At 47.6% G+C, this 12,682-nt stretch carries 7 protein-coding genes; 1 reads left to right on the forward strand and 6 read right to left on the reverse strand.

What is annotated here, in order from left to right:
* Positions 1–346: 346 nt before the first annotated feature.
* From HMPREF3027_RS06500 to HMPREF3027_RS06525, 6 genes are all read right to left on the reverse strand, one after another.
* A complete protein-coding gene (locus HMPREF3027_RS06500) occupies positions 347–1,420 on the reverse strand; it encodes an endonuclease/exonuclease/phosphatase family protein (RefSeq protein ID WP_083317538.1) in 1,074 nt (357 codons plus the stop codon).
* A 9-nt stretch (positions 1,421–1,429) separates the two neighbouring features.
* The gene (locus HMPREF3027_RS06505) at positions 1,430–3,409 is read right to left on the reverse strand and encodes a DUF5689 domain-containing protein (RefSeq protein WP_070707712.1); all 1,980 of its coding nucleotides are present in this window, start codon (positions 3,407–3,409) and stop codon (positions 1,430–1,432) included.
* A gap of 21 nt (positions 3,410–3,430) precedes the next feature.
* Positions 3,431–6,184, reverse strand: coding sequence for a carboxypeptidase-like regulatory domain-containing protein (locus HMPREF3027_RS06510; RefSeq protein ID WP_083317539.1), 2,754 nt, complete (start codon positions 6,182–6,184; stop codon positions 3,431–3,433).
* A 100-nt stretch (positions 6,185–6,284) separates the two neighbouring features.
* The gene (locus tag HMPREF3027_RS06515) at positions 6,285–7,754 is read right to left on the reverse strand and encodes a fimbrillin family protein (protein ID WP_070707713.1); all 1,470 of its coding nucleotides are present in this window, start codon (positions 7,752–7,754) and stop codon (positions 6,285–6,287) included.
* Positions 7,755–7,785: 31 nt separating this feature from the next.
* A complete protein-coding gene (locus tag HMPREF3027_RS06520; protein ID WP_070707714.1) occupies positions 7,786–9,561 on the reverse strand; it encodes a fimbrillin family protein in 1,776 nt (591 codons plus the stop codon).
* A gap of 99 nt (positions 9,562–9,660) precedes the next feature.
* Positions 9,661–11,406, reverse strand: coding sequence for a fimbrillin family protein (locus HMPREF3027_RS06525; RefSeq protein ID WP_083317540.1), 1,746 nt, complete (start codon positions 11,404–11,406; stop codon positions 9,661–9,663).
* A 226-nt stretch (positions 11,407–11,632) separates the two neighbouring features.
* On the opposite strand from HMPREF3027_RS06525, the gene HMPREF3027_RS06530 reads away from it, so the two are divergent.
* Positions 11,633–12,520: a Fic family protein gene (locus HMPREF3027_RS06530; protein ID WP_070707740.1), complete on the forward strand. Its 888-nt coding sequence runs from the start codon at positions 11,633–11,635 to the stop codon at positions 12,518–12,520.
* Positions 12,521–12,682: the final 162 nt, after the last annotated feature.

A 12,682-nucleotide genomic window follows, 5' to 3' on the forward strand; every position in this document is an offset into this window, starting at 1 on the left:
CCCTCCGACCTGTGCCTATTTAACACGGACCTCTTCCGAGGTCCTTAACTATAGTTGCTCCGATAGATACCACTTACAAGATTTTCTAATGTGTAACCTTTCTTGTTTGGATATAATAAGAGGGTGCATCAATAGTTGGTGCACCCTCTTATCGTATGTATATTTAATGAGAATGTTGCACGAAGTGCCATTCTCGCACATTTGCTTCAAAATGTGCTGAGACCTTGTACGAAGGATGAGATGCAAGGCGCTGAGGATGAGGGCGAAGGGAGCGTACTCACGTACGTGACCTAACCCGAATTCCGAATGCAACGTCGCAGGTCGCCTTCGTGCAACAGTCTCTTATTTAGTGACGCTCCTGAAGGAGGTAGATGAGGACGGGGAAGTGGTCACTGTAGCCATCGATGAATGAATTGTTTTCGAAGGTACGGTGAGGGTATCCTTTGCGTTTGCCCTCCTGGGTGATGAGGAAGTTGCGGTCGAATACCTCCATCTTCCAAAGTCGTAGGTTGCTCTCGCTGGAGATCAGTCCGTGGGTCACCATCATCTGGTCAAAGAAGTTCCACTTATTTTGGTAGACAAGTGTGCCGATGCCCTTAGCAAAGAGCGAGGCACTAGGATTGTAGATCCCCTTTGGTGCCACTTCGCTGCGGTGGGTCTTGGCATTGAGTACCTCTGTCACACTGGTGTTGGTGGGGTCGTCATTGAGGTCGCCCATAATCACCACCTTAGCATCTGGTTCGGAGGCTTGTATCTCCTCAACTATTGCGAGGGTGGTACGAGCTGCTGCTTCACGAAGAGGGTTGCTCTTGTGGCCGCCGTAGCGAGATGGCCAGTGAAGTACGATGAAATGAATACGTTCGCCTGCGATAGTACCATAGACATGTAGCTGGTCGCGAGTGACGAAGTCGGGACGCTCATCCCACTTGAAGGGGTAGTACTTGTACCCTTCGAGCTTAAAGATATTGGGATTGTAGAGCGCTGCCACATCAATACCACGACGGTCTGGGCCATCTTCGTGGATCACCTTTAGCCCCATCGCTTTGATGGCGTCACGCTGTGTGAGGTCCTCAAGTACTCGACGATTCTCAATCTCTGCGGTACCGATAAAAGCTGGCCCGTAGGGGGTGTGCTCTTGACCTAAGAGACTGATCACCCGTGCGAGATTATCTAGTTTCTTCTCGTATTGCACTTGTGTCCATGCGTAGGGTCCTGTGGGAAGGTAGTCGTCATCACCTTTGTTATTGGGGTCGTCTTCGGCATCGAAGAGGTTCTCCATATTATAAAAGGCAACGGCATAAGTATTGTACTGTTTGCCCGCGTTGGTGCCGGTGGCTTGCTTTGAGGAACCACAGCTCCCCAAAGCAAAAGCCACTAGCAACGCCAGTAGGGCATACCAATTATGCTGAGTATACTTCATAGCGAACTATTACTGAATAGTGATATCATCAATGAGTAGGTCGTAAGCCACTGCTTTTCCTACCTTTATTGAAAATAAGTTCTTTTCCTTAGCTAACTTACTGAAGCTAGAGATATCTAGGGTGATTTTTAGCCATTTACCTTGAGTGTCTATTGAGCCATTAGCATAGGAGTTAGCAGGTTTGTCATTAAAGGTTTTCTCGGTTGGTTTAAGGATAATCTCGCCATCAGCTGGGCTAATAACATGTCCTTTTGTTCCAAATTCATCAAGGTTAAATACTGCAAGACTACCATCCTCTTTATAGACCATAAAAGATAGTGACTTTCCTGCCTTTCCATTGATGTATAGTGTAATGGTTGAACCACTCTTTTCGCCTGCACCTGCCGCTGTAATCATGTAGTCATTCCCTGCAGGGGTACCATTGATGTGAAGGGCTTTTCCATTACGTCCATTTGGAGATTGCTCAACAATCTTTCCTAGGGGGAATAATAGGCTCTTGCCCTTTTCCATTAAGCTCCAATCCTCAAAGTCGGCACCAGGGAATAGGAGCTTACCAGTTGCAGGTTGCTCTGGATTGGGGTTTGGGTTGGGCTCTGGTTGTGGTTGTGGAGTAGGGGTGGTGCCACCAGCAGTGAGCTTACCTCCATCGCTAGTCACCTTGAGTGCACGTATTTGCCAATTGGCTGAGCTGGCATCGGTAGCAAGATACTTGAAGGCAAATACCACGTTGGCCTTACCAAGCAGTGAAGCAGGTAGGTTGATATTGCCACTCTTCACGTAGTTCCAATCCGTACCTGTTGGGTAGGTGGTGATAGTCACTTGAGTCCAAGTAGCACTCTTCACGTCACCGCTGTAATTATCAGAGGCCCAAAGGGTCTGCTCGCTCTTCATATTAGCCACATTACCCTTATTGATGGTGTGCTCAAAATTGATAGCGAAGCTTTTAGCTGCAGTGAGGTCAAAGGCAGGAGAGACGAGCCAATCCTCATTGGCATTACTCTTGCCATCGGCAAAGCCAGACATATTGGCATTCTTGTAAGCAGTGTTGACTCTCCAAGTCTGTGCTCCTGCAACGCTAATAGGGGTCATCTTGCCTAGGTCGCTACTAAACTCCTCGCTGTAGATCACTGCCCCTGTTGATGGTTGGTCGGGGGTAGGGGTGTCGGTGCCACCAGTGGTCTCAGGCTCCTTGCCACTAAAGCCGAAGCAATCGTCGGCCGAGCGAAGGAATAGCTGGTAGTCGCTACCAAACTTTGAGAGGATAGCTACCACGGTACCATTGCCCTTTGGAAGCTTGTCATTGGCAAAAGTAGCATACTTGCTATTGCGTACATAGAGACTCTTGCCACTCTTATCCCTTAGAATACGATTAACGGCATTCATCTCTTGATCGGCATAGTTGAGCTCGCCACCCTTTTCGAAGTAAACGCCCTCTAGCTGTATCAGCGTACCAATCATGGCATCGGTGATAGAGCCCATAGTGGTTACCTTAGGCATTGCCTTTTTGGCATCTGGCCATTGGTTCTTTAGGAGATGCTTCTTGGCAATCTCGTAGGGGATACGGGTATTCTTGGGATTGTTGTTGTTCATTCCCAACTGAATGACGCCTCCGTAACTAGTTGCTGCAAGGCCTTGTAGCTTGATCACTACCTCCTGCCCTACAGGGTAATCATTGGCGATGTTATTTTGGTCAATACCAATGGAGAGCCCACCTGTGGCATCCTCCACATAGATTTGCTTGTAGATATTGCCCGAAATATCGTTGCCCACTACCACGGCACGGATGGCGAAGTCCTCCTCAATGATCTTACCCTCTTCAGGTACTGAGGTAAACATCTCCTTGTACTTAGCAATGGTGATGATGCCTTCATCCCCGATCTCCACAGTCGGCTCAGTGAGGAGTGGGGCATCGTATTCCCGCTCACAAGAAGCGAAGGTGAGCCCGATGAGGGCTACGAGTGCTATAATTAATTGTCTATTTAGTTTCATATATTGTATCGTCTATTAATATTACCAATTGTAACTAGCATTGAGGAAGAAGTTGATCCCCTGCATGTAGTAGTGCTTATTGGTAAAGCGCTCAGGGTGATCTAGGTTGATACGTCCTTGCTCAAATCCACCAGTGCGAATCTCCTTATTATTGAGTAGGTTGGTGATGGAGAAGTTGAAGTTGATGCGGTCTCTATTCTTTAGGTAAAGAATCTTACCGACACTAAGATCCAATGTGACACCGCCCTTGAAGCGCTCTTGCGTGGTATACTGCTTGAAAGCCTCATACTGCTTGGCATTGTGGCCGGCAGTACCAGGAGGTGTGACAGTGGTATAATTAGAGGCGAGTCGGCGGATAGGTGCTGCATCAATGTGGTTGTAGCCAAAGCCATTGACATTGAGGTTGAAGAACCAATAATTCCAGAAGTAACCGACCCCAAAGGTACCCAGTACTTGAGGTACGCCACCGAGGTAGAGGTTCTTCATGTAGACCTTCTCTTCTTTATTCATAATCTTACCATTGGTACTATTCATCACGCCCATTGGGTCGTTGCTGTAGTAGTATTGAGCGGCAGTACCGATCAGCTCAAAAGTGAGCGAACTGGTAGGCTTATACTCAACACCCACCTCTACACCTCTATGTACCTTATCCACTCCATAAAGGGTGTGGAGGACAAAGGTGCGCTGTGTATCATCATAGTAGGCTACCTTCTTCATATCATCCCAGAAGCCAGTGTAAAAGGCCGATAGACGTCCTTTCATCTTAGGAGTGGAGAAGATATAATTGATATCTACACTTCCAATCTGCTTGCTCTTGAGTGTTGGTGCCACAATATCCGAAATATCTGGAGAGACATACATCTGTCGCTCTAGCTGTGGACGATTGAGGTACTGAGCATTGAGGGTGAGGAAGTGGCGACCGTTGAACTTATAGACGGCACCGACCTTAGCATCAAAGTTGATAAACGCATGGAGCTTACCTTTGCCGTAAGAATTGTCGGGGTAGCGTCCGTTGCGCATCATACCTTCACGCTGGATGGTATTAAGTGCTAGCTTGGCACCATAGTAGATATCCCACTTGTAGTACTTATGCTCATTTTGAGCCCAAAGTGCTGCATTGTAGATATGGTAGCGGTAGTCGTAACCAAAGACATCCCCTTCCCATACTCTACGGCCAGGCTTATTAAGGTCGTTTTGAACCACCTGATCATTACCGGCAAAGTCGCGCTCGGCATACTTATCGTTATCCAATAGGTATTTAGCCCCTAGCAGGTCATCGACTGTCTTGAATTGCTTGGACTGAGAGTACTTAAATTCAAGTCCCGCACTCAGTGCAATCTCCTTGGATAACTGTGTATTGAGTGTGGTATTGAAGGCAATCTCTGCAAGGTCGCTCCGACGCTCCTCTACCATATAGATGGCGGAACCGTCACCGGTCATATTATTGAGGTGGTTTGCCATATAAAGGCGATCCCAATTGATCTGAGAAATCTCTAGAGTACGCCATTGGTGGGCATAATACTCCTGCACCTCGGGGGCTCCCTCGAAGTAGCTAGGGAGGTAGCGGTAGTAATCAGGGCGTGGGTCGGCACCGTTGTACCAATTGAGCGACGACCTACCGTATCTATTGTAGTGTGCACCGATGCCAGTGGTAAGGGTGGTCTCGTAATTGGGCTTCCAGATGTGAGAGATGATCAGGGTTGGATCCCAGCTCTTCACCACACGGGCGTTACGCTTTTTGCCATTCTGCCAGCCCCAGTTTGGATTGTAGGTATTGTTGCAGACCAGCTTCAGAGCCTCCTCTACTGAGGAGCCTTGCTGACCACGCTCTACTGGCGAACCAAAGGTGATGACGCTGAGGCGATGCTTGCCCCTATCCCATACCTTCTCTGCACCTAGCATATAGGATATGTTCTTGTAGAAAACACCTTCAATGGCCCCTTCGTGAGCATAACGGCCACCGATAGCGGCAGAGAGTGCCCAGCCATTATCCATCAAACCAGTATTGTAGCTGAGGATCGCACGAGCGTAGTAGTTACGATTAGTGCCCGAGAGGGTTGCCTTTCCGCCACGAGTGTAATTGGCTGGGCGCATATTGATATTCTCCGAGCCACCAATATCTCCAAAGGAGAAAGGAGAGGCCCCCATATAATTGATGCGATTACCATTGCGGGTCATATCATTAAGGGCACCGATGGAGGAGTAGTTGAAGACGCCTCTTACCCCTTCATTGAAGTTGATGCCATTGATATACCTCTGCTCGTAGGTATTGTCGTAACCACGATTGCGGTGACGGAATTGTGAGAATTGGAAGCCAGCCTTCTGGAGATAGACATCGTTGGTAAAGATGACCATCGTATTGGCCGACTGCCCCGCCCCTTCATCGTCAATCTGGTCGAGGTCAATATTATCTACAATCCCCGCAAACTGGGCATTGTCATTGATTTTATTTTGTATCATCACAATCGGTCCCACCTCATTGAGTCGGTTGGGGGTGATGGTGATATTTAGCTCCACAGTAGTGTGCAGAGGAGAGCTGAAGAGTAGGGTCTCTTCGCCAGCCTTAATATTGTAAAAGGCGAAACTACCATCACTCTCGGTTGTAGTCTGCTGATTACTACTCTGGAGGGTTACTAGCACGCCACCTATGCCATTGTTGCTACCTCCGTCGCGAACGACCCCTCGAAGCGAGGTCTTCTCCTGAGCGAGAAGAGGGCAGAAAGCTATAGACAGTAGGAGACTTGCCAAGGCAATAAGCCTAGTAATTCTTTGCATGTCTTTGAGTCATTAGTTAATAATCTGATTCTATTAGAAAATGAGATGGAAAGAGGACCGCAACAGTGGCGACCCCATTTCCATCTCACTTAATGAGTACTTACTCAATCGTAAAGTCGTCAATCATTAGATCGTAGTCTACCTCCTTGCCTACCTTGAGAGCAAAGAAATTGTCTGAGGTGGATAGTTGCAACCCAGCAATATTAAGGGTTACCTTTACCCATTCCCCTTTGGTGTCAATAGCTCCAGTATATTGGTTGGAAGCTGCGGGTGCTAGCATAATGTCTTCTGTACTTGCTACCTCGCCCAAGTTAAATGGCTTATACTCTCTTGGGGCAGAGTAGATATTCATTGATAGTGACTTACCTGCTGTTCCCTTGATGTAAAAGGTGATCTTAGTCGCAGAGGTCATACCAGAGGCATTCTTAGTGGTGGTAAAGACGTAGTCATTCTTTGCAGGCGTACCTTTGATATGTAGTGCCTTGCCACTCTTACCGCCGTCAACTTGGTTGGCGTAAGCTTGTAGTCCAAAATTATTTAGGCTGGCTTTGAAGGCATCAAAGTCATCAAAGTTGGCGCCAGGGAAAAGCAACTTGCCCTCAGTTGGCTGTGGCTGTGGTTCTGGCTCTGGCTCTGGTTGTGGAGTAGGAGTCTCCTCGCCACCGATAACGATGACCTCACCATTGTCCGACCCTTTCTTCCAAGGATTGATGGTAGCACCCTCCACTATTACTAGCTGACCTCTATTGTAGGTCACCTCAACGGTGTACTTGTAACCGCTCTCAGTGGCTGTTAGCTTTAGGTTAGCGGTGTGTGGCTTACCATTGATATTAAAGGTTACCTCCTTGCCAGTCAAGGACTGTGGAGGTAGGATCATCATCCCTTTGTACTTATTAGTGCCTGCTGCCTTGATAGCTACACTTGGAGTAGCGGTCTTGGTGCCAGTAGTGATGGCCCCATCAGCAAGTGCCATCTTACCATCCACCAATACATCCTTCAGAGCAATGGTGCCATTATTGATCGCCAGCCCATCGGTAGTGATATTGAATTCAATCAAAGTGAGCATGTGGTTAAATACCAAGTTAGCATTGCCATTTTGCTTGTTGATTCCCTTTTGGTTATTGGAGTAAAGGAGGTCGATAAGGGCAGGTTTGCTCTGATCAGAGGTGTCAAAAGCCAGCTCGGTAGTCACTCCCTCCTTATATGGGTAGTAGGCGACTAGGTCTAGATTGCCAGTGCTAGGTAGGTTGATCCCCTCCATAGCCGAGGTAAAGACCACCTTTTCACCTGCTGAAGCGGTAGTGTACTTAGCATTTGTGGCGTAGTTATTAGCTCCTAGTGCTTGTCCTTCGTTCAGTGCAAAGATACCGATGGCATCAGATACTTCCCAGGTTTCTCCAGCTACACGTGTGCCGGGTTGCACAATGTTGGAGCTTACCCTAAGGTCGCCCTTACCTTTTGCATAAGGGTCATCCACTTCACAGCCACATCCTCCGCTGCGTTGACAGCTAGAGAATAGTAGGGTACTCGCTAGGAGTAAGCTTCCTAATTTAGTCGTTGTCTTCATCATATTGATATAATTATTGTGTGATTATTATTATTTACCAGTCTTTAGAGTTATTCTGACTCTTAATCGCTGTTGCTTCGTTCTCGGGGAGGGAGGGGAAGAATTTCACCCCTAGCTCCTTCTCGAGCTCGGCCACGGTGCAAGTATAGTCGTCCCACTTGCTACCACTAGCGGGTCTTACATTTGGCATCTTGACACCAATGGAGACCCACTGACCCTTTTTCTTCTTTAGTAGCACCTTCCACGTGTGAGTGGGGATTGGGCACTTCTTATTGACATCGTCACGTACCATTTCAGCGTTAGGAGCAAGTGTAGGGCCACAAACCACATAGAGGGTATCGGTCTTACGGGCATTCTTAGCAAAAGCATTCTCTTTATTCTCGAGCGTTGCCCAGATACCTGCATTCTGACTTTGCTCTTGTGGCACTACGTTGGTGAAGTAGAAGGTGGTGCGATTGAGCTCTTTGGAAGCGGTACGCTGATTACTTGCCAGCATGTGGCCTCGGCTCATATTGTACTCACGTGGCTGAAAGCTCCTTCTGATTAGTTGCATCTGATACTTTTGTTCTACACCAGGGCCGAAGTCCCAAGGGTCGCCACCCCACTTCTTTCTACTCCATTCCCCAATACAGTCTCTGTACATCGGATAGGCTACCATATAGGGCTGGTAATTATTTTTGCTAAAATAAATAGTATAGTTGCGTCGCTTACCACCAGGAGTCGTTCCCCCTGCAAAGAAGCTGTCGGGAGTATCCTCTTGGTGGATGACACGATCCTCCATATAGCCATTTTGGATCAGTACCTGCTCCATATAGTAGGCCTGATTACCATACCCTTCAGCTGGAGGCGTAGGGGGTTCGGGCTTAGGGTCTTCTCCAGGTTGCTCTGGATCCGGCTGAGGATTGGGCTGTGGTTGAGTGCCTCCTTCGCCTTCCCCGATAATCTCAATAGTGGCATCAATGAGCTCCACTCCTGTGTCGGTGAGCTTGAAGTTGCGTCGCACACGAATACCTGGCTGTAGCTTCTTCGACTCCATTTCCGTGTAAGTGTAGCTTTTACCTGCCACTTCAAAGGTGTAGGTAAGGCCTTTCAGCTCTTGCCCTGGTAGCAGAATGGCTTGATGTGTTGCCCCTTTAGCTACACTCTTGGACTTGTGTATCGTTATCTTGCTAGTGGTGCTTCCGAGGTTGGAGAGTTGACCTGTAGTAAGATCAAAAATACCCTCTACGTTGATATCACCCACGCTAATCTGAAGTGCATTGAGGTCGGTAGCCCCATCGCCCATGATAGAGATCTGTAGCTGACTCAAAGCATGGAAAAATTGCAGGTTGGCTTTAGGGTGCAGGTTATTGAGCCCACGTGCATTGTCGCTGTAGAGTAGATCAAGCTTAGAGAGGTCGCTCTGATCTCGTACATTGATTCGCAACTTATGATCCGCACCAACCGGTTGGTAAGGGTAGTAGCTAATGAGGTCAATTCGCTCCCCAGGCATCAGCCGTATCTCCCCTCCCTCGGCGGGAAGGAAGTGCCCATCACCATCAGGAGTGGTGTAGGGTAGGTTGCTAGCCTTCTGGAAAATAGAGGTGCTACTCAAGCCTTTGCCACTCACTACAGCGTAGAGACCAATTTTATCGCCCCTCTCCCATGAGGTCTCGGTAGCCCTTAGAGAGTTGATGCGGCTTTGTATTTCTAGGACAGTGTATTCTTTGGGGAGTTCTTTTTCCCCCTTCTTGTCGTCGCAGCTACAACAGCTAAAGATAAGTACCGCTGTAATAGCTAATAACAGTAAGATTGTCTTGTTTCTTGACATCAAATAGACTCTAATTGTTGTTTAATTCCATTTACGTTCTCTTAAAACGCCTGCCTGCGATATCCCACACAGGCAGCCGTGAAAAATATAGATTGTCAATTACTCAATCGTGAAGTCATCAATCATAAGGTCATAGACTGCCTCCTTACCTACCTTGAGAGCGAAGAAATTATCTGTGGTAGAAAGCTCTAAACCTGATATGTTTAGAGTTACCTTTACCCATTCGCCTTTGGTGTCAATAGCTCCAGAATATTGATTATTAGCAACAACCTCTAAGTTAACATCTGATGTGTCATTAACTGTTCCTAGATTAAATACCTTATAACTTCCATCAGAGATATATACATTAAGGGAGAGCGATTTGCCACTTGTTCCTTTGATGTAGAAGGTAATGGTATTGCCAGATGTAGGTCCTTCAGCTTGAGGTACAGTGGTAAATACATAGTCGTTACCTTTAGGGGTACCATTAATAAGCATTGCCTTGCCAGAACGACCACCATCAGCTTGAGTAGCGTAATTCTTTAGGCCGTAGCGATTTAGGTTGCTTGTGAAAGCTGTCCAATCCTCAAAGTCACCACCTGGGAATAGAAGCTTTGGTTGCTCTGGGTCTGGTTGAGGCGTCTCTTGCTTTGCGGCTTGTTGCACTGCAAAGGTGAGGTCGTTCATCCCCTCAGCGGTGAGGGTGATGGTGGTCTCACGCTTCTCGGTGGTCTCATTTGCCTCTACTTTTATGGTGAAAGTTTGGTCGGCAGCAGCACGAAGAGTCACGTCGCCACTGAAGGAGACCCAAGCGGCAACAGGGTCGGCCTTAGCAGATACCTGAGTGCCTGCCTCTAGACCAGCTAGGGTAAAGGTGTAGCTTCCGCCCTCTGCTGGAGCCGAAAGTGTGCCACTAGCGTACTCGCTATTGGTGCTGGTGAGTTTTGCAGTTACAAGTGTAGGTGGGGTTGTTCCCTCTTCGGGTGCTCCAGGCACCTCTCCAGTATCTCCCTCATCCTCATCGTTAATGGTGCCTGATCCATCCTCAATCTTAGCTGAGCCATTGGATAGGCTGATGGTGTAGCGGTAGTACTTTCCTGCCTCTACTGTTTTGTCATTAACCAAGGTTGCCTTGTAGACCTTGCCACCATGCTCAATGGCAATCACCTTTCCCTTGATGCTCTCACCTGGCATTAGGTAGGTATAATACTCCTCTCCTTGTGTCTTGAGATCGAGATTGCCTTTGGCGGTGTTGTCTACTGTAAAGTCGCCACTCTCAATATTGAGTGACCCCTTGGTGAGCACCTCATTCACCGTAACCTTTGAGACGGGCTCGGAAGGATTGAGGGAATTGGTGGTCACCACCTTGATGCGTAGCTTACCTAGCTTATGTCCAAAGTTGAGGTTGAGCTTAGGATTGGCGTTAGTAACGGTGCCAGTAGCATAGAGTAGTGGCTGGCTATTTTGCTTGGTGAGATCGAACTCTACTGTGGTAGTTGCAGTGGCATCATAAGGGTAGTAAGCCTTGATATCGTGCTCCTCTGTGCCATAAGGGATGGAGATAGGATCCTGAGTAGTAAAGTCGGTGCTAGCTCCAGCCTTTGTAGCTTTGTAGAGTACATTAGAGGCAGTTAGAGAGGTGGAGAATACTCCGATCTCCTCTTCGCCATCCCAGTGGTTGGTCTTTTGGTCGCTCTGAGTGGTCACACGGTTCTGCGCGATGGATGAGCTCAGTTCAAGTGTCGTCTCTCCGCCATTGAGTTCGCTCCTGCTTTCGTTGTTGCAGGAAGTAAATGATAGAGCAAGCCCTATCAGTGCTACAGGCAGCAGTGTAATGGTCTTCTTCATGTCACTTAATTTTCTCATTTTGTTAGTAGTTTTTCTATTAATACCCAAATATACTAATTCTTCTCTAAACAAAGGTATTCATTGCACGTGACTTTCCGAATAAGGTGCTATTAAGATTACCTATCAGGCGAGGATAAATCAATTGATTGCGTCTAGTTTTATTGTAATTATCAATGGGCATCTTGCCGATATCGGCAGGAAATGAATATATTTGCGTAGGATTATCACGTTGATATTGATGAATATGGAATTTATCTCTGTGAAGGAATATGCTGCTGCTTACGGTCTATCTGAGCGTACCGTAAGGAATTATTGTATGCAAGGCAAGATAGCTGGGGCTCAGTTGATTGGAAAGGCATGGAGTATTCCAGCCGACGCTCCATTGCCCCAACGGAAGAGGGCGCTTTGTTCGCCTCTTTTGAATGCTTTGAGAGAGCAGAAGGAGTGTGGACTGAAGGGGGGCATTTATCACCGTACGCAAATTGATTTGACCTACAATTCAAATCATATAGAGGGAAGTCGCCTGACAAAGGAGCAGACACGCTATATCTTTGAAACCAATACGATAGGTGTATCGGACGAAGCGGTTATGGTGGATGATATTATTGAGACGACTAACCACTTCCGTTGTATTGACTTTATCATTGAGCATGCGGAGGAGCCCCTATCTGAGCGGCTGATAAAGAGATTGCACACCTTGCTGAAGATGGGCACTTCGGATGCCGATAAGTCGTGGTTTGCTGTGGGTGATTATAAACGATTGCCGAATGAAGTGGGGGGTAAGGAGACCATCGCTCCAGAGGAGGTAGCATCCGCCATTCAAGCTCTGCTCAAGGGTTATAATGAAAAAAGGGAGGTGACGATTGAAGAGATTCTAGACTTTCACTATCAGTTTGAAACGATCCATCCCTTCCAAGATGGCAATGGTAGGGTAGGGCGACTGATTATGTTCAAGGAGTGTCTGGCCCATGGGATTGTTCCGTTTATCATTACTGATGAACTGAAGATGTACTACTACCGTGGTTTGCAGCATTGGGAGCAGACCCCTGGTTACCTAATTGACACTTGCCTTACAGCACAAGACCAGTATAAAGCGCTCCTCACCTATTTCCGAATCAAGTGGGGTGAGTGATCAGGGCTTACGCATTAGGAAAGCCTTGCCGTAGGGCATTCATAGGTGTGTCTATAGGGGAGGACCCCGGCTGAGGGGTTGGACAACCTTATCTAGGTCTGACCCCTCGTCCGGGGTCATGGAGGTAAAAATATGCTCTTATACACAGGTCGTTCGGGGCTA

Source organism: Porphyromonas sp. HMSC077F02, assembly GCF_001815465.1.
GTDB lineage: Bacteria > Bacteroidota > Bacteroidia > Bacteroidales > Porphyromonadaceae > Porphyromonas_A > Porphyromonas_A somerae.